Source organism: Pectobacterium versatile (assembly GCF_003932035.1).
Classification (GTDB): Bacteria; Pseudomonadota; Gammaproteobacteria; order Enterobacterales; family Enterobacteriaceae; genus Pectobacterium; species Pectobacterium versatile.
This window is the reverse complement of the sequence record NZ_CP034276.1, coordinates 4,003,900-4,022,772: the sequence shown is the minus strand read 5'-3', so window position 1 is coordinate 4,022,772 and position 18,873 is coordinate 4,003,900. Positions and strand designations below refer to the sequence as shown.

General features: G+C 52.1%; 17 protein-coding genes. 10 read left to right on the top strand and 7 right to left on the bottom strand.

Going from position 1 to position 18,873, the window contains the following annotated elements; translation table 11 throughout:
* Window positions 1-4: 4 nt before the first annotated feature.
* Window positions 5-1,021, top strand: a complete 1,017-nt coding sequence (locus tag EIP93_RS18235) for a type IV pilus twitching motility protein PilT (RefSeq protein ID WP_125233078.1) — start codon at window positions 5-7, stop codon at window positions 1,019-1,021.
* Here EIP93_RS18235 and EIP93_RS18230 read toward each other — a convergent pair.
* A complete protein-coding gene (locus EIP93_RS18230) occupies window positions 990-2,822 on the bottom strand; it encodes a sensor domain-containing diguanylate cyclase (RefSeq protein ID WP_125233077.1) in 1,833 nt (610 codons plus the stop codon). The genes EIP93_RS18235 and EIP93_RS18230 overlap by 32 nt on opposite strands.
* Before the next feature lie 532 nt (window positions 2,823-3,354).
* The gene (locus EIP93_RS18225; protein ID WP_103971948.1) at window positions 3,355-4,926 is read right to left on the bottom strand and encodes a methyl-accepting chemotaxis protein; all 1,572 of its coding nucleotides are present in this window, start codon (window positions 4,924-4,926) and stop codon (window positions 3,355-3,357) included.
* A gap of 343 nt (window positions 4,927-5,269) precedes the next feature.
* On the opposite strand from EIP93_RS18225, the gene nsrR reads away from it, so the two are divergent.
* The 3 genes from nsrR (at window position 5,270) to rlmB (ending at window position 9,010) form a co-directional block, all read left to right on the top strand.
* The gene (gene nsrR / locus EIP93_RS18220) at window positions 5,270-5,695 is read left to right on the top strand and encodes a nitric oxide-sensing transcriptional repressor NsrR (RefSeq protein ID WP_109225256.1); all 426 of its coding nucleotides are present in this window, start codon (window positions 5,270-5,272) and stop codon (window positions 5,693-5,695) included.
* Window positions 5,696-5,736: 41 nt separating this feature from the next.
* The gene (rnr, locus tag EIP93_RS18215) at window positions 5,737-8,193 is read left to right on the top strand and encodes a ribonuclease R (protein ID WP_125233076.1); all 2,457 of its coding nucleotides are present in this window, start codon (window positions 5,737-5,739) and stop codon (window positions 8,191-8,193) included.
* Window positions 8,194-8,278: 85 nt separating this feature from the next.
* Entirely contained in the window at window positions 8,279-9,010 is a 732-nt protein-coding gene (gene rlmB, locus EIP93_RS18210) for a 23S rRNA (guanosine(2251)-2'-O)-methyltransferase RlmB (protein WP_040032596.1), read from the top strand.
* Between the two features lie 76 nt (window positions 9,011-9,086).
* On the opposite strand, the gene EIP93_RS18205 is transcribed toward rlmB, so the two are convergent.
* Window positions 9,087-10,619: a methyl-accepting chemotaxis protein gene (locus EIP93_RS18205; RefSeq protein WP_052439677.1), complete on the bottom strand. Its 1,533-nt coding sequence runs from the start codon at window positions 10,617-10,619 to the stop codon at window positions 9,087-9,089.
* Between the two features lie 492 nt (window positions 10,620-11,111).
* On the opposite strand from EIP93_RS18205, the gene EIP93_RS18200 reads away from it, so the two are divergent.
* A complete protein-coding gene (locus EIP93_RS18200; protein ID WP_040032595.1) occupies window positions 11,112-11,510 on the top strand; it encodes a DUF350 domain-containing protein in 399 nt (132 codons plus the stop codon).
* 63 nt (window positions 11,511-11,573) lie between these two features.
* Here EIP93_RS18200 and bsmA read toward each other — a convergent pair whose 3' ends face one another.
* From bsmA to EIP93_RS18180, 4 genes are all read right to left on the bottom strand, one after another.
* Entirely contained in the window at window positions 11,574-11,882 is a 309-nt protein-coding gene (gene bsmA / locus EIP93_RS18195) for a biofilm peroxide resistance protein BsmA (RefSeq protein WP_125233075.1), read from the bottom strand.
* Between the two features lie 114 nt (window positions 11,883-11,996).
* Window positions 11,997-12,620, bottom strand: coding sequence for a peptide chain release factor H (gene prfH, locus EIP93_RS18190; protein ID WP_103971945.1), 624 nt, complete (start codon window positions 12,618-12,620; stop codon window positions 11,997-11,999).
* On the bottom strand, window positions 12,617-13,738 hold the full coding sequence (locus EIP93_RS18185) for an RNA ligase RtcB family protein (protein WP_125233074.1): 1,122 nt from the start codon (window positions 13,736-13,738) through the stop codon (window positions 12,617-12,619). Before EIP93_RS18185 ends, prfH begins: the two co-directional genes overlap by 4 nt.
* A 360-nt stretch (window positions 13,739-14,098) precedes the next feature.
* Window positions 14,099-16,039 carry a methyl-accepting chemotaxis protein gene (locus EIP93_RS18180; RefSeq protein ID WP_040032591.1) on the bottom strand — a complete coding sequence of 647 codons (1,941 nt, stop codon included), beginning with the start codon at window positions 16,037-16,039 and terminating at the stop codon, window positions 14,099-14,101.
* A 294-nt stretch (window positions 16,040-16,333) separates the two neighbouring features.
* Between EIP93_RS18180 and yjfP the strand changes: the two genes are divergently transcribed.
* From yjfP to rplI, 5 genes are all read left to right on the top strand, one after another.
* A complete protein-coding gene (gene yjfP / locus EIP93_RS18175; RefSeq protein WP_040032589.1) occupies window positions 16,334-17,086 on the top strand; it encodes an esterase in 753 nt (250 codons plus the stop codon).
* A gap of 181 nt (window positions 17,087-17,267) precedes the next feature.
* Window positions 17,268-17,660, top strand: coding sequence for a 30S ribosomal protein S6 (gene rpsF, locus EIP93_RS18170; protein ID WP_005974793.1), 393 nt, complete (start codon window positions 17,268-17,270; stop codon window positions 17,658-17,660).
* Window positions 17,661-17,665: 5 nt separating this feature from the next.
* Window positions 17,666-17,986 carry a primosomal replication protein N gene (gene priB, locus EIP93_RS18165; protein WP_015841576.1) on the top strand — a complete coding sequence of 107 codons (321 nt, stop codon included), beginning with the start codon at window positions 17,666-17,668 and terminating at the stop codon, window positions 17,984-17,986.
* A 4-nt stretch (window positions 17,987-17,990) separates the two neighbouring features.
* Window positions 17,991-18,218: a 30S ribosomal protein S18 gene (rpsR, locus tag EIP93_RS18160; protein WP_005974788.1), complete on the top strand. Its 228-nt coding sequence runs from the start codon at window positions 17,991-17,993 to the stop codon at window positions 18,216-18,218.
* A gap of 41 nt (window positions 18,219-18,259) precedes the next feature.
* A complete protein-coding gene (gene rplI, locus EIP93_RS18155) occupies window positions 18,260-18,712 on the top strand; it encodes a 50S ribosomal protein L9 (protein ID WP_039486279.1) in 453 nt (150 codons plus the stop codon).
* Window positions 18,713-18,873 lie beyond the last annotated feature (161 nt).

Genomic DNA, 18,873 nt, shown 5'->3' with positions numbered 1-18,873 from the left:
ATCTATGGAGTTGGATGAGTGGATGGCGCGTAGTGTAAAACATAATGCCTCGGATCTGCACCTTTGTAGCGGTCACCCGCCGGTGTTGCGTGTGGACGGGCGGCTACAGCCTGAAAATACCTTACCACGTTTAACGCCGGATCAGGTGGCACAATGGTGCGATGCCTGGCTCGAACCGGCTCAGCGCGAGCAACTGCGGCAGGCTGGTCAGGTGGATGGGGCATTAATGCTGCCTGATGGGCAACGCCTGCGGGTTAACGTGTTTCGCCAGCGGGAAGGGCTGTCTGCGGCGCTGCGCGTTATTCCATCCGCTCAGCCTTCATTGGACGCGCTACACGCGCCACCCGTTTTCTCGACGCTGCTGGAGAAACCGAACGGACTGCTCCTGATTACCGGTGCGACGGGGAGCGGCAAATCCACAACGCTGGCGGCCATGCTTGGGGCGTTAAACGACCGCTGCGATCGCCATGTGATTACGCTGGAGGATCCGATCGAGTTTATCCATGCCAGCCGACGCTGCCTGATTCAACAGCGGGAGATCGGTGCGCACAGCGCGTCGTTTTCGCAGGCATTACGGGCCGCATTGCGGGAGGATCCCGATGTCATTCTGCTGGGAGAACTACGCGATACGGAGACGATTCGGCTGGCGCTGACGGCGGCGGAAACCGGCCATCTGGTGTTGTCGACGCTGCATACCCGTAGCGCATCGCAGGCGGTCGATCGTCTGATTGACGTCTTTCCTGGTGAAGAAAAAGCCTATGTTCGCAGCCAGTTAGCCACCTGTTTGCAGGCGGTGGTGACGCAAACACTCTTGCCTGCGGCACACGGTGGCCGCATTGCGCTTTATGAAGTACTGACCGCCACCGCGGCAGTCAGCAACCTGATTCGGGAAGGGAAAACGCACCAGCTCCCCGGCCTGATTCAGACGGGAGCCGCTGCGGGAATGCAAACGTTCGAGCAAAGCTACCAGCAGCGCTGTCGGGATGGGCTTATTTCACACAGTTGCGACCTTGCCGTTTAGCTGCATAGAGGTTTTCATCGGCTAACTGAATCCACTCTTCAACGGAAGCAAGATCGGAACGGTAGGCGGCAATGCCAGCGCTGATCGTGAAACGTAGGTTCTGGCGATCGTATTCCAGCGTATGTTGCTCAATCGCTTGACGAATACGCTCAATCGTTACCACTGCCGTTTGATAAGAGACCTCTTTTAACAGGATGATGAACTCTTCTCCGCCGAGGCGGGCGACCAGATCTTCCTGACGCAGCGACATGCGCATGAGCATTGCCAGCTCTTTCAGGACGGCATCGCCAGCCAGATGGCCGTATTGATCGTTAATGTTTTTGAACAAATCGATATCGATAATCGCCAGACAGCCTTTGTCGGTGTGTTGGCTTTGCTGCTTGAGTAGAAAAAAGGCGCTGGCCTGTTCAAAGAAGCTGCTGCGATTCGGCAGTCCGGTAAGAAAATCATGTCCCGCGTTAAAGCGCAGAGACGCTTCTATCTGCGTGCGTTCATCCTCAAGCGAACGCGCATGCATAATGATGCCGAGGGTTTTCACCAGTGGTGCCAATAGTTCGATCATCGTTTGATCGTAACCTTCCCGGCGATTGGCCAGCGCGATCATCCCGATCGCTTTGCCATTGTGGGTAATTGGAATCCCAAGCAGGGAATACAGTGCGGGATGGATGGGAGGAAGATCCCGGCCGGCCTTTTGCCTCAGCAGGTTATTGGTGCACACCACCGTATTGTGGGTCACCACGTGGCCAAACAGATTATCCAGTTTACGGAGTCTCAGGCCGCCGTGGGTTCTGCGCTGGTGCCTGTACCAGTTCAGGGTTTCTTCATCCCAGGCCAGGTTGGAAATCGCGGGAAGATAGAGCGACTGGCCGTCTTCATCTTCCTGCAATGTGGCAATGAAGCCGAAGGTACTGTTGGTGACGCTGAGCAGTCGCTCAAAGACTTTATCGCAGGCGGAAGGCAGATTGTGGTCGAGCAGAAAGCTGTCGTGAACTGACAGCAGGATATCGAGAATGATGCCTTGCTGATGGGCTTTCTTTTCGGTTTCGACGTTTTGCGTGATGTTGTGAGCATATTTAATGATTTTTCTCACATTACCGTCGCTATCCATGACCGGACTGTAGGTCGCCTGTATCCAGAATGAATGGTTGCCTTTGCCCAGTCGATGGAAGCGCCCGCTGATAGGGTGACCGCGATGCAAGGTTTCCCAGAATGTTTGATAGTCGGCTTGTTCGGTATAAAGGGGATCGCAGAGTGATTTGTGGTGCAGGCCGAGAATTTCTTTCTCTTCGTAGCCCGTCAGCATCAGGTAGTGTTTATTGACGTGGGTAATATAGCCGTCTTTATCAAATTCGATCACGCCTTGCGAATTTTCAATCGCGTCTAGCTGTGCCCGGTGCTCCGACATCAGACGCTTTTCCTGAGTAATATCAAGCGCCAGTTTTATGACGCCAATGCGGCGACCTGAATGATCAATAATGGGCGTATAAGCCGCATGGAGCCAAATGATGTCTCCTTTTTGGGTTTTCCGTTGGAATTCCCCTGCGTTGATATTCCCTTTAATCACATCGTGCCAGAAATGATCGTGTTTTTGGCGCAGTGCTTCTGGCATAAAAAGCGTGTGGCTTTTCTGAATAATGTCTTCTTTTTTGTAGCCCAGCATTTTGCAGAAAAGAGGATTGGCTTCAATTAGTTTCCCTGCCAGGTCGAATTCGGCGATGGCATAAACGGAATTGAGCGCGAGCAGTTTGGCTTCATTGTCAAACCTGGTAATCAAATCAACATCAACTGACTGATTATTCATGTTTATATTTGCCTATATTCTTTCTGTCTTTACCCTTGATTCGCTGTTTTCAGAGGCACTCTTTTATCATGAAGCCATCTGTGATGCTATCGGGTGATTGGCTGCCCCCTTTTTTTACGCGAAAATCAATGGGTCGAATTAATAAAATAGCGTGCTATTAATTAAATTAATAAATATTATATCGAGATATAATTAATGGCCTAAAACGCATGATGAATATTACCAATAAGAGATGTCTCTGATTGTCTTTTTATTCAATGTATTGCCGTAATTGATTTTGCCGCTTTCACGCAGAAACTCTATTTATACGCTTATGTGTAAAAACAGAGAATAGCGGTAAAAAAATAATACTCAAATTATCTGAAAGTATACCTATGAAATAGGTATGTTAAGGAGGGAAAGGGTTCCTGCCTTCTGTCATTATTTATTCGATTCTTGAGAGGATATGCGGCGTAAATAGGGCTCGGGCGATTCAGCGAAAGGCCTGTGACCAGCGCTGGGCCGACCACAGGCGGTGCAATACACCAATAAATTAGGAAAGGCGGGGGTCTACCTGAAACAGCGCCATAGACCGCATCAACTGCTGGGACTGTTGCTCCAGCGACTGTGTCGTTGCAGATGAGGCTTTGACGAGCTGTGCGTTGTGCTGAGCGACCTTGTCGATCTGTGTGAAGGCGACGTTAACCTGCTCAATACCGCGATGCTGTTCTTGCGTGGCGGTGGAAATATCTCGCATCAATTGTGTAATACGGATGATTTCGTCGGTCACTTCATCCATGGTTTCACCCGCTTTAGAGGCTAATTCAAGCCCTTCGGATACGCGAGTCTGGGAATCTAGAATCAACGAACGGATCTCTTTCGCCGCCTGCGCACTATGCTGCGCAAGATTACGGACTTCTCCTGCGACGACGGCAAAGCCCCTGCCTTGTTCGCCTGCGCGAGCGGACTCGACGGAGGCGTTCAGCGCCAGAATGTTGGTCTGGAACGCGATGCCATCAATGACGCTAAGAATGTCATTGATGCGCTTGGCGCTGGTGGCAATCTCGTGCATTTTTTCAATGACGTAACAGACGGACTCGTTGCTGCGGCTGCTGGTGTTTGAGACGTTATTGGCGAGCTGATGTGCGAGTTCTGCGTGATCGGCATTGAGTTTCACCGTCGCACTCAGTTGCTCCATGCTCGCTGCTGTCTGTTCCAGTGCGGCAACGGATTCTTCGGTGCGTTGGGAAAGCTGGGCGTTTTCTTCAAACAGTTCTCGGCTACCGAGATCGATTTGCGTGCTGGCATCACGCACCTGGCTAACCGACTCCAGCAGCGCCCCTTGCATACGGCCGATGGCATCATTGAGCCGACCCAGTTCGTTGTTTCCGCCTTGAATCAGGCGGCGCGTCAGATTACCGCTAGCAACCTGCTCCAACTGCTCAATTGCATAGTCCAGCGGTTTGAGCAGCATGTGACGCAGTGCGACCCAGGCTAATGCCACCAGCGTGATAGACAACAGGCTGGCGATGGCAATGAGCAGCAGCATGAGGCGCTCATTGTGCTCGGACTGCGCCAGACCCTGTTCGGAAAGTTGCTGAGCATACTGTCGGAAATTCTGGATCGACAAATCAAAGGCTTCGCTCAGCGGGCCGAGCTGTTTTTCCAGAACTTCATAGTATTCGTCGGTATACTGTTTTTGCAGTGCGCTCAGCATCGGCGTCATGCCTTGCTGAAAATAGGTTTGATAGGTTTTCAACACGTCCTGCGCCAGCGCTTGCTGTTTGGGATCGGCATTGGCTGATTTGATCACGCGTTCAATGTCTTCCTGCGATTGGCGGAGATGTTTCTCTACGACCCCAGTTTCCTTGGCACCGTCGTCCAGCAGGCCGATTTCGATTTTCCTGACGGCAAGCGTTGCCGAGGCACGTGCGCTGAGCGTCTGGTTATAGCCGCTCATCAGGTTGCCCAGCTCAATGCCCTGAATCTGATTTTGTGCTGTCAGCGTTTCCCTGTCTTTCTTAATGGCGACTACGCCCATGCTGCTGACGATAAGCAGTAACAGGGTGGTTAGCAGCAATAACGTTAATAAGCCGGTACGAATAGAAATATTTTTCAACCCCATGGTGTCCTTTTCCTTACGCCGCCTTCGTGGGTGATAACCCAGTCATCATTGGATGTGGTGTGTGCAACGGGAGAGAATACGTTATCTGTGTTGCGGTGAGATAAAATTAAAAAGCTATGGCAGGCGTAAAAAGGCTTGGGCAAGAAGAGCGTAGCCGCGAGGCTTCCCGCAACACAGGCTTCTCTCACACGGGTTTCTCTCAACACAGGCTTCTCACAACACAAAGGGTATAAATAATTAGCCGTAGCGTTTACGCCTGGTTTATTATCTGTTAATAGCGTTGGTTTTTCAGGGGCGTACTCAATACGCCAGTCAATGATACCCAGAGGTATCCGAGGTTTATGTGCAGTTAACAAGTTTTACGGATTATGGTTTGCGAGCGCTGATTTACATGGCATCGCTGCCGGGCGGGAAAATGACCAGCATTTCGGAAGTAACGGAAGTGTATGGCGTGTCTCGTAATCATATGGTCAAAATTATCAATCAACTTAGTCGTGCTGGGTTGGTGATGGCCGTGCGCGGCAAGAATGGCGGTATCCGTCTTGGAAAACCGGCAGAAACCATCCGAATTGGCGATGTCGTGCGCGAATTGGAGCCGCTCACGCTGGTTAACTGTAGCCAAGAGTTTTGCCACATTACGCCGGCCTGTCGCTTAAAGCAGGTGCTTCAACAGGCGGTACAAAATTTCCTGCATGAGCTGGATCAATACACACTGGCTGATATGGTCAAAGAAAACCCGCCGCTTTATAAATTATTGTTGGTTGAATGAATTTTGTTCAGCCTCCTGCTGATGACAACGGAGGAACCGCAATGTCACAAGATCCATTCCTGGAACGAGAAGCAGAAAAATACGAATCCCCCATCCCCAGTCGTGAATATATTTTGGCGCACATCGCCAAGCGCGATACCCCGATTAGCCGAGAAGAATTAGCCACCGATCTGCAATTAACCGGAGAAGAAGCTCTCGAAGCGCTACGCCGTCGCCTGCGTGCGATGGAGCGTGATGGTCAGCTTATTTTTACCCGCCGCCAGTGCTATGCGTTGCCGGAAAAGCTCGATCTGCTGCGCGGTACGGTCATTGGTCACCGTGATGGTTTTGGCTTCCTGCGCGTGGAAGGCCGCAAAGACGATCTTTATCTGTCGGCTGAAGAGATGAAACGGACGATTCACGGCGATGTGGCGTTGGCACAGCCGCTGGGTGCGGATCGTAAAGGACGTCGTGAAGGGCGCATTGTACGCGTGCTGGAACCGCGTACCGGACAAATTGTCGGCCGCTATTTTGTCGATGCTGGTGTCGGGTTCGTGGTGCCAGATGATAGTCGCCTGAGCTTCGATATTCTGATCCCGAAAGAAGAAATTAACGGTGCTCGCATGGGCTTCGTGGTGGTGGTTGAGCTGACACAACGCGCCACGCGCCGCACGAAAGCGGTGGGTAAGATCGTCGAGATCCTCGGTGACAACATGGGCACCGGGCTGGCGGTGGATATCGCCCTGCGTACCCATGATATTCCGCACACCTGGCCACCTAAAGTGGAAGAGCAGGTGAAAGATCTCTCCGAAGAGGTGCCGGAAGCCGCGAAAAAAGGCCGTGTGGATCTGCGTAAGTTGCCGCTTGTCACCATTGACGGCGAAGATGCTCGCGATTTCGATGACGCGGTGCACTGTGAACCGAAACGCGGCGGTGGCTGGCGCTTATGGGTTGCGATTGCGGATGTGAGCTATTACGTTCGGCCAAATACGCCGCTCGACCATGAAGCGCGGGCGCGTGGCACCTCGGTGTACTTCCCGTCGCAGGTGGTGCCGATGCTGCCGGAAGTCCTGTCGAACGGACTCTGTTCGCTTAACCCGCAGGTCGATCGCCTGTGTATGGTCTGTGAAATGACCGTCTCGGCGCAGGGTAAGCTGTCGTCCTATAAGTTCTATGAAGCGGTGATGAGTTCACATGCGCGCCTGACCTACACCAAAGTGTGGCATATTCTGCAAGGTGACGCCGAGCTGCGCGAGCACTACAAGCCGCTGGTCGGTGGGTTGGAAGAGCTGCACCGTATGTACAAGGCGCTTGAACACGCGCGTGAAGTGCGTGGCGGCATCGCGTTTGAAACGGAAGAGGCGAAGTTCATTTTCAACGCTGAACGCCGTATTGAGCGTGTGGAAGCGGTGGTGCGTAACGATGCGCACAAGCTGATCGAAGAGTGCATGATTCTGGCGAATATCTCCGCCGCGAAATTTGTGGAGAAAAACGAAGAGCCAGCGCTGTTCCGCGTACACGATCAGCCGAGTGAAGACCATGTCTTAGCCCTGCGTAGCGTACTGGGCGAGCTGGGGCTGACGCTGAAAGGCGGAATGAAGCCACAGCCGAAAGATTACGCGGAATTGATGAATGAGTTGGCTGAACGTCCCGACCGGGAAATGCTGCAAACTATGCTGCTGCGCTCAATGAAACAGGCGATTTATGACCCAGAGAACCGAGGTCACTTCGGTCTGGCATTAACGTCTTACGGTCATTTCACGTCACCGATTCGTCGTTATCCAGACCTGTCGCTGCACCGCGCGATTAAGTATCTGCTGAGCGATCGTCATGAGCGCTGGACGTCAACGGGCGGCTGGCATAGTGACATTAACGAAATGCTACAGCTGGGTATGCATTGCTCGATGACGGAGCGCCGTGCGGATGAAGCCACGCGTGACGTTGCGGACTGGCTGAAATGCGACTTTATGCAGGATCACGTGGGTGAGGTCTTTACGGGGATTATCGCCAGTGTGACCGGTTTTGGCTTCTTCGTACGCCTGAAAGATTTGTTTATCGATGGGCTGGTGCACGTTTCCACGCTGGATAATGACTACTACCGCTACGATAATATCGGCCAGCGGCTGATCGGCGAATCACGCGGGCAGGTTTATCGTCTGGGTGATGAAGTCGAAATTCGTGTTGAAGCTGTTCATATGGATGAGCGCAACATTGATTTCGCGCTGATTTCCAGCACGCGTAAGGTGCGTGGCGAAGGTAAAACGGCGCGCGATCGTGTGAAGAAGCCGGAGTCGCGTGAGGCCAAACCAGCTCGACGTCGTCGCAGCGCCAGTAAAGCGCCGGCAAACTTTGAGCCGGATGCCGCATTCCGCAAAGAAGGCGATAGCAACGCGAAATCGGATAAGCCAAAAGCCAAGCCGAAAAAGAACCGCGATAAAGCGAAAAAGAACGCGGAAAAAACGCGTAAAATTGCCGCCGCGACGAAGGCTAAACGAGCAAAGAAGAAATCTGAGGAATAACGAACGGCTTGACGTTGTAGAGGCTTCGGTCTCTACAACCCGCAAGACGAATGTTATCTCGCTTTACACAATTTGAAGAGTATCAATGAGCGAAATTATTTACGGTATCCACGCGGTTAAGGCACTGCTTGAGCGCGATCCACAGCGTTTTCTGGAAGTCTTTATTCTGAAAGGACGCGACGATCGTCGCCTTCAGTCCGTTATTACGGAGCTGGAAGCGCAGGGCATCGTCATTCAAGTGGCGAATCGCCAATGGCTGGATAAGCAGGCTGAAGACGCGGTGCATCAGGGGATCGTAGCGAAAGTCAAAGAAGGGCGGAAATATCAGGAAAACGATCTGCCTGCGATGTTAGACAATTTGGAAACGCCTTTCCTGCTGATATTGGACGGTGTGACTGATCCACACAATCTGGGCGCTTGCCTGCGTAATGCGGATGGGGCTGGCGTGCACGCGGTGATTGTGCCACGCGATCGTTCCGCGCAACTGAATGCGACGGTGAAGAAGGTGGCCTGTGGTGCGGCAGAAACTGTACCGGTTATTAGCGTGACCAATCTTGCCCGTACGATGCGCCTGTTGCAGGAGCGTAATATCTGGATCGTCGGCACGGCGGGTGAAGCGGATCATACTTTATACCAAAGTAAGCTGACCGGGCCGCTGGCGCTGGTGATGGGCGCGGAAGGGGAAGGGATGCGTCGTCTGACTCGTGAACACTGCGATGAACTGATCAGTATTCCGATGGCGGGCAGCGTGTCTTCACTGAATGTGTCGGTTGCTACTGGTGTGTGTCTGTTTGAAGCCGTTCGCCAGCGCGCATAATTGCCGTCGCTATCAATAATAACGAGGTGCCATCAGGCACCTCGTTGATTTTTTTGGTTGGTGTTCTAAATAGTGCTTATGCAGCAGATGTCAGTCTGCGAACCTCGTGTTGCGAAGGCTGTAAAAGCCGGAAGACGGAAACGGCGTCAGACAGCACGATCGCCTGCTGTTCCAGCGACTGAGCGGCAGATGAGGATTGCTCCACCAGCACGGTGTTTTGCTGTGTGTTCTGATCCATTTCTATAATAGCCCGACCAACCTGAGAAATGCCGCGATGCTGTTCGTCAGAAGCGGTAGTAATGTCTTTCATGATGTCGTGGACCTGCGTCACTGACTGGACAATCCCTTCCATCGTTTTCCCCGCGCCGTTAACGAGTGCTGCACCGTTATTAATCTGCGAAACCGACTCGGCAATCAGTGTATCGATCTCTTTGGCCGCCTGTGCGCTGCGCTGTGCAAGACTACGCACTTCGCTGGCGACGACGGCGAAACCACGCCCTTGTTCACCGGCTCGCGCAGCCTCTACCGCGGCATTAAGCGCCAGAATATTGGTCTGAAACGCGATGCTGTTGATCATTGAGGTAATTTCAGCGATGCGGTGGGAGCTTTGCGCGATATCGTGCATGGTGTTGACGGCTTTAGAAACCTGTTCTCCCCCTTGATTCGCGGTGTCAGAAGCATCCATAACCAGCCGGTTGGCCTGATGGGCGTTATCAGCATTCTGTTTCACCGTTGACGTCAACTGCTCCATACTGGCGGCGGTTTCTTCAAGCGCAGCAGCTTGTTGCGTTGTGCGAGAAGAGAGATCGGTATTACCGGCAGAAATTTCCCCTGCGGCATAGGAAATGTGGTTCGCACTGAGGCGAATTTTATCAATCATGCTGTGCAGATTGCTGTTCATCTGCCCCATGGCTGAAATCAACTGGCCTAATTCATCATGACGATCGTTGTGAAGTTGCACGGTGAGATCGCCTTCCGCAATCGCACGGGTGGCATGTAACGCCTGATGCAGCGGGCGTACGATCTGCCGTGAGATAACAATGGCTGTGGTCAGGCCGAGTATGATGGCAATCAGCGTAATCACGCCCAGCTGTATGTCGCTGCTAATGACATTACGACCCGCGCGGCTCTCTTCCGTGAAGTAAAGTTTGTTGATGTTTTCCTGCAACACCGCCATCTGCTCGTTCAATTCACTGAGCCGCTGTTGGCTCACATCCGGGCTCATAACCTGCTGGCGCTGTGAAATATAAGCGCTGAGTGATGCATTGATATCCTGAATGGCACTTTTGTCTTCCGCTGGCCAGTGGCCCGTGTCGATCGCTTTCAGCAACGCGGACAGCTCTTCCTTAATGTTACCGATCGCACTGTCGTGCTGTTCCAGATACTGTGCTTTACGCTCCAGCGCATAACCAAAGTTGCCTTCCCGCGCGACCACCGTCTTGTCATACATGGCACCAAGACGGCTGATGCGTTTTAACGATTGGTCGCTATTGTGCAATCCGTAAAAGCCAACCATGGAGAGGATGACCCCCATGACGAGCAATAAACCAAACCCTACCAATAACTTTCGCGTTACAGACAGGTTTTGAAATGACATCCAGCGCAGCATAAACCTCTTCCTTTCGTTCATTAATTATTTACCGTCATCGCAGGTCAATAACGGATTAGTTGTTGTTGTGTGTTTGCATAAAAAGCAGGTGATAAAGGTGAAACAGGCACTATCTAACTGATAAAAAATGCCTTATCTGTTATCGGCATTTCAGGCGCAATGCTTATCCGTTTTCTTAAAAAATGTGAGGAGACTTGTGCGGATATGAAGAGCGGGGGATAAAGTGCTCCGCAGGGGATTCCTGCGTTGTTTATCACGTAAAGTTATGTATAAACACTTTGCTATGCAAGAATCATCTATACCCGTCATACTTCAAGCTGCTTGTGCGTTGGCTGCTCTTACTCACCCCAGTCACTTACCTGAGTAAGCTCCTGGGGATTCGTGCGATTGCCGCCTTCACGCAACTCGAATTATTTAGGGTATATAATTCTCCCTCCTTCGCCTTATCTGTTGCTGATGCGCCAACGGGGCTCATTTAAAAGGAATATCGCTATGCCTATTGTTACGTCGCTACTCGCTTTCGCTTCCTATTTCTTTATCGGGTTTGCCATGGTGCTGGCCTTTCTGTTTATCTACACCCGCATCACGTCGCATGATGAGTGGGCGCTGATTAAAGAGAACAACGGTACGGCTGCTATTGGGTTTGGTGGGGCGTTAATTGGCTATGTGATCCCGCTTTCCAGTGCGGCGATTAATTCGGTGAGTCTGGTGGATTACATCACCTGGGGTGCGGTCGCGCTGGTGGTGCAATTACTGATTTATTTCGCTGTGCGCCTGTATATGCCGCGCCTCAGCCAGCATATCCAGAATAACGATATCGCCACTGGAGCCTTTCTCTGTGCCGCTTCGCTTAGCGGCGGGATTCTGAATGCGGCGTGTATGTCGTATTAATTTGCCGTGGCATGACAATATCGGGGATCTGCCCGGTATTGTTTTACTGCATGTCCCTTAGATTCATTGATATAGCACGGCGCGGGCGAACCATATGCCTGGGAGTGTCGCGGCCTCGGATTTCAGCACAATCACATAATAATGTGCGCCGGAGGCATCGGCTTTCTGTTGAATGGCGCGATCCACATCATCAGCGTTTCCGTGCACGTTAACCGAAATCGTCCCCATTTTTTCCAACTGGCTGGTTTGCGCGTAGCGAATTTCGAGTGCTTTCTCCGCAGGCGGCGGTGCCGCGACGGGCTTTCCTTGGATGATCTGGCAGCCGGACAGCATCAGTATTAAGGGTAAGAAAAGTATCCGCACGATGTTCATCGTTTCAGCCTGACAGGAGTAGATAGCGGGAGTGTAGCGCTATCATCGGACAGATGGCATTCTCTTTAACAGGGAAAATAACGGGCGGCAGTAGGTGCCACCCGTGAGTTGAGGTTAGCGCGACGTGACCAGCGTAAAATCTTCGCCTTTGAAGACTTTTACTGGATTGCCGCGTTCTATCTGGTGGTGGAATAGGCGCCGCTGTGCCCGTAGTTCAGCATGCTGCTGCTGTTGTAACGCTTCCAGACGATAGGCGATGAGATAACAGGCCAGGCGCTTGTTGGCGTGCTGACTACGTTCACTCTGCACCTTCACCGTGATGCCGCTGGCGACATGCGTGGCGCGGACGGCAGACTCGGTTTTATTCACATGCTGCCCGCCGGGACCGGAAGACTTGGTGGCTTCAAAGCGAATCTCATTATCGGCAAACGCCTGTTCCTGATGAAAGCGTGCGACGCCGATAAACCAGTTCTTGCGTCCGCCACCTTTGCGCCAGGGACTATTGCACGTCCACTGGAGTGTACCGCACCAGCTGGCAGCCAGCGTTTCCGCCTGTTCACCGTTTAACAGAACCAGTGCGGAACGCAGCGTACCAGAACGTTTCCCTGCTTCGGTTTCGATGACTTCACATTCGATACCTTGTCGCGCAGCATCTCGCGTCAGAGCCTGCAACGCTTTTGCGGTTGCCAGCATGCATTCGTCCGGCCCCTGCGCAGCGGAAAGTTGGAGCAATATCATTTGTCCTCCCCGCGCGTTTTGTAGGTGAGTACCGGTTTCAGGCGAGCAATTAACGTAATTAATCCCGCCTGCTGCATCGCGCCGATCACGCTATCTATGGGTTTGTAGGCTTCTGGTGCTTCCTGAAAAATCAGCTGCCTGTCCTGACAAATCACGCGGCTGCCGAAGCGGGTACGTGCCAACTGCTGGACGCTATAACGTGAAGACAGCCGATCCTTGCACTCCGTACGCATCCATTTTCTGCCTGCGCCATGTGCCAGCGAATACAGGCTGTCAGCGTGGGGAATGGGTTGCACAATATAGCTGTAATCGCCGCGCGAGCCGGGAATGATGACCGGGCCGCAGTCGGCAGGCGTCGCGCCTTTGCGGTGCAGCCAGCCGGAAATGCCCTCAATCGTTGCCGGTGTCACTAGATTGTGGTTCACGTCCAGTGCGGCATCGCCTTCCGTATGCCAGCGTTCCAGCATCCGTTGTGCGATCAGTCGCCGATTGTGGGTGGCAAACAACAGCGCGAACTGATGCTGTTCCAAATAGGCCTCAGCGGCTGGCGTATTGGCTTCAAGCCCCTGATGGCCGAATTCCCGCACGTGAGCTTCCAGTATGGTTTGTCCTAATCCGCGCGAGCCGCTATGCACAAGCAGCAGTAGCTGTTTAGGATCGATGTGCAGAGCGTGCAGCGCCTCTGGCTGATAAATTTCATCAAGCTGCTGCAATTCCGCAAAGTGGTTACCGCCACCGATGGTGCCCAGTGAATAGCGGAAATCCGCCAGAGATGGGGGAATATCGATATCGTCTTCTAGTGGCCCATCGATATTGCCAAGACGTTTCTCCAGCTTATCCAGCGAAATTTTGTTGGCGTTCAGGCTCGTGCGCCATAGCGCCATGCCGCAGCCGATGTCGTTTCCGACCAGCGCCGGATAGAAGCGCTGTTGTGAAAAGAAGGCCGCACCGATAGGGTAACCCCGACCCGGATGCAAATCTGGCATGCCGGCCACGCGAACCATATCGGGAAGTTGTGATGTAATTTGAAGCTGTTGGATTGCTTTATCTTCAATCCAGGTGTTTTCCGTCGCGATCACACTGACGCGCGCCGAAATAGAGCGAATAGCATTGCCCATAGATCATCCTGCTGATCAATTTAAAAATAGGGTAAGGCAGGCTACAGCTGGGGGATAACGCAAAGCGGAAAAGAATGCGGAATTAGTCCCGAGATGTCCTGCAAAGAATCAGAGTAAGTGTTGTCATGATGTCGTCTCCTTTGTCAGTGTGGGGGATGGGTGAAAAAGCGTCGGCATAATACTCAAGTGGCGGCCATCGTGCAATACCTGTAACACGATGGCTGTTATACCCGTCATACTTCAAGCTGCAGGTGCGTTGGCTGCATTCAGTCACCCGAATCACTTACCTGAGTAAGCTCATCGGGATACCTTCTCTTGCCGCCTGCCTGCAACTCGAATTATTTAGGGTATGTGTGAATGTTAAATACGGAAGACACTGACCAGCTCGCTGAGGTGGTGGCCTTTCTGGCGCAGACTCTGCGCGGTGTCTTCCGAATTGTTGACCAGAATGGCGTTTTCCTGTGTTGCCTGACCAATCTGTACAATCGCGATGTTCACCTGGCTGATACCAGCGGACTGCTCGCGTGAGGCGATATCGATATCGTTCACGATGGTGCTGACCTGCAAGATACGGTTACGCAAGTCGTCCATTACCGCCTGCGTTTTTTCTGAGAAGTGATAACCCGCTTCGATTTTCTCCAGTGATTCATCAATCAGGGTTTCAATCTCTTTCACGGCGGTCGAACTGCGCTGTGCCAGCGCCCGTACTTCGGCAGCAACCACGGCGAAGCCTCTGCCATGTTCGCCTGCACGAGCGGCTTCTACTGCGGCATTAAGCGCCAGAATATTGGTTTGGAAAGCGATAGATTCGATTACTGTCGTGATATCGGCAATCCGCTGCGATGAGTTCTTGATATCGCTCATCGTAGAAACGGAGTCGGTGACGGTCTGGCTGCCGTTTCGTGCTGCTGCGGCGCTCTGCTCTGCCAGATCTTTGGCGGCGGAGACGTTATCGGCGTTCTGCTTCACGCTGGCGGAGAGTTGTTCCATGCTGGCAGATGTCTCTTCGACGCTACTGGCCTGACGGGCAATCTGCTCGCTGATGTTTTCGCTATCTGCAGCCAGTGCATCGGTGCTGGCACTGATTTCTTCGGATGAGTTTCTCACCTGCGACACTATGGTCGTTAGCCCTTGTCCGATGCCGTTAATGGCATCGATCAGACGGCCAACTTCATCATAACGGTTGCTTGAAAGCGTCGCTGTCAGGTTACCGGCAGAAAACTGTTCCGCCACTTTGACGATTTCAACCAGCGGCTGGCTCAGCCATTTGCGCGTCAGTACGACAAAGAATCCAGCGAAGAGCAGAACCAGAATAATGCCGCCGCCCAAAAACAAGTTACGGGTGTGATTAACCTCTGCCATTAGGCTTTCTTTGCTCACTGCGCCTGCAACAATCCAGTTCCACTGCGGGATACTGCGGTACACCATTATTCGGGTTCTTTCTTCGCCCGTCATCGTGTTGTTGTCGTATTCGATCGTACCATTACCGGTTGCCAGCACGTTCTCTAGCGCACCTTCTGACCAATCAGGGCGCTGATTGGCATTGCTTTGGTGGTAAAGATAGTTACCCGCATCCTTTCCTTTTTTCGTGCTAAGGACAAAGAAATGGCCAGTTTCACCGATTTTCTTGTTCAGAATAGTTTGTTGCATCTCGGTAAATTGCTTCGTGATGTCGACACCGACGAACAGAATACCGATAACCTTGTTTTCACTATCGCGTATCGGTTGATACTGCGTGATGTACTGTTTGCCGAACAGCGTGGCTAACCCACTGTAGGTGTCACCTTTCATCACGGGCGCATAGGCTGGGCTTTCACGATCGAGTTTGGTGCCCATTGCACGCGATCCATCTTCTTTTTTCAGTGAAGTGGTGATGCGCGTAAAATCCTCGCCATCGCGGACAAAAATCGTTGAGATCGCGTGGGTACGGCTCAGAAAGTCGTCCGGCACTTCAGTATTGAGGTTCAATACCGTATCGCCAGCCTTAAGCGTTGGGTGAGAGGTGTTGCCAAAAGGCGTGCGGTTAATGGTATCCAGCGAAAACCGCGTTGGCAGAAAGCTTGCCAGCAGCCGCGTATAGTTGCTGACCTCGGCTTGTAGGCTGGCATCGTACATGTTGATCATGTCGGTGACGCCATTCACCTGGCTCTGCATGTCGTTAAGGGTCAGGGCCTTGAGCTGATTGCCTGCTGATCGGGTAAGGGATAGGGTGAATGCGATAAAAAGTATCGCCACGCTCAGTGAAGCGATGACTGATAATTTGATACCCAGGCCCCAGTGCTTAAAAGAAAGTCCCAACATATGTGTGTCTCTTATAATAAAAAAGGTTATTTTTTAGTCTTGCTTCACATGCGTTAACGGCAGTAAATGGAAAAAAATTAATCACGGAGTGTAAACATTCATTTCAGTTATTGATCTAGATCAATGTGATTTTTTTATTTACATAAATGCGCCGATTAAACCCGAACGGAATCAAGGACGACACGGAGATAAGAAATGGCTGTGAGTGGGGTTATCGTAAAAGGTCGTCCCCTTTCTGCTAAATACGATTTCGCTACATAAAAATAGGCTGACAGAACAGAAAACGAGGGAAATATGGTCGAAATGTCACTGGATAAACTCGGTAGCGGTATTGAAACGATTCACGCGACACCTGCGGGAAAAAGAGAACAGCCCCTGCCGACGATTTTTTTCTTTCATGGTTACACGTCATCAAAAGAGGTGTATTCGTATTTTGGCTATGCGTTGGCTCAGGCTGGATTTCGGGTGATTTTAGCCGATGCGGCCATGCACGGTGCGCGCTATAACGGCGATGAAGCGCATCGATTGCGCCATTTCTGGGATATTCTGCAATCGAATATTGAAGAACTTCCCGATTATGTCGCGGAATATCGGCAGCGTGGCCTGATCGACGGGGAACGTGTTGGCGTTTGCGGCGCGTCACTTGGTGGAATGAGTGCACTCGGATGTATGGCTCGCTACCCCTGGATTACTGCGGTGGCAGCGTTGATGGGATCGGGTTATTTCTCTACGCTATCGTCTGCGCTGTTTCCTCCCGTTCCGGCCGATCGTGAGGAAAATCAGGACGTGTTGCAGGCGTTAGCGAGCAAACTGGCTGATTATGATGTCACGACGCGTCTGGATGCGCTGTCCGATCGGCCGCTGCTGGTGTGGCACGGTGAAGCGGATGATGTCGTGCCGGCGGCAGAAAGCGCACGTCTCTATCAGGCATTACAGGCGCGCGATAAGCTGGCCAATCTGACGTATTTGACCGAGCCGGGCGTAGGGCATCGCATTACGCCAACGGCGCTGCAGGCGGGTGCTGATTTCTTCCGGCGGACGCTGTAATCCTGGCCCGGCTGTTTAAATATTGCCACGCAGAAAACTCCTGTGTTTCTTCCTTGTGTTCTTTAATGTCGGGCACTATACTTACGCGTCATTTTTTCAGCCGCACATACACACGTTCCTTGCCTCCACGGGCCGCGGTTGACCCAGACAGGAGGCTGAATAATCCGTAAGGAGCAATTCGATGCGTCATTACGAAATCGTATTTATGGTTCATCCTGACCAGAGCGAACAGGTTCCGGGCATGATCGAGCGCTACACTGCCACTATCACTGGTGCGCAGGGCACGATCCACCGTCTGGAAGACTGGGGCCGCCGTCAGCTGGCTTACCCGATCAACAAACTGCACAAGGCACATTACGTTCTGCTGAACGTTGAAGCGCCGCAGGAAGCGATCGATGAGCTGGAAACAAACTTCCGCTTTAACGATGCCGTTATCCGCAGCATGGTTATGCGCGTTAAGCACGCGGTAACTGAAGCATCTCCAATGGTGAAAGCGAAAGACGAACGCCGTGAGCGTCGTGAAGATTTCGCTGAAGCTGGCGATGATGTGGATGCAGGGGATTCTGAAGAGTAATTGTTGTGGTGACGGTGAACCGTCTGGTGTTGTCCGGCACAGTGTGCAAGACGCCCATTCGTAAAGTCAGCCCGTCAGGCATTCCTCACTGTCAGTTTGTGCTTGAGCACCGCTCGACACAAGAGGAAGCCGGGTTGAGTCGGCAAGCATGGTGTCGTATGCCCGTGATTGTCAGCGGACTCTCGTCACAAGCAGTTACCCACAGTATAACGGTCGGCACGCAACTTACCGTGCACGGGTTCATTAGCTGCCATCAAGGGCGCAATGGCTTGAGCAAGATAGTGTTACATGCCGAGCAGATTGAATTGATAGATTCTGGAGACTAGCCACATGGCACGTTATTTCCGTCGTCGCAAATTCTGCCGTTTCACCGCGGAAGGCGTTGTAGAGATTGATTATAAAGATATCGCTACGCTGAAAAACTATATCACTGAAAGCGGCAAGATTGTTCCGAGCCGTATCACCGGTACTCGTGCAAAATACCAGCGTCAGCTGGCCCGCGCTATCAAGCGTGCGCGTTACTTGTCTTTGTTGCCGTACACTGACCGTCATCAGTAATCGGCCACTGTCCATTAACGAGACTTTGAGAGGATAAAGTAATGCAAGTTATTCTGCTTGATAAAGTAGCAAACCTGGGCAGCCTGGGTGATCAGGTAAACGTTAAAGCGGGCTATGCTCGTAACTTCCTGGTTCCACAGGGCAAAGCTGTCCCGGCAACCAAGAAAAACGTTGAGTTCTTCGAAGCACGCCGTGCTGAACTGGAAGCCAAACTGGCTGACGTTCTGGCTGCTGCTGAAGCTCGCGCTGCTAAGATCAAAGAACTGGGTAGCGTTACCATCGCGTCTAAAGCAGGCGACGAAGGTAAACTGTTCGGTTCCATCGGTACTCGCGATATCGCTGATGCGGTAACGGCTGCCGGTGTTGATATTGCTAAGAGCGAAGTTCGCCTGCCGAACGGCGTTCTGCGTACTGTGGGTGAGCACGAAGTGAGCTTCCAGGTACACAGCGATGTCTTTGCTGAACTGAATGTAGTTGTTGTTGCTGGAGCGTAATTCACGTTTATCGTTGAATTAACACTTTAGTTAACATGTGAAACGCTGGCCTTGTGCCAGCGTTTTGCATTTTAGGGATCGGGAAATGATCTATCATTGCCTATACCCTAAATAATTCGAGTTGCGTGAAGGCGGCAACTGAACGAATCCCCAGAAACTTA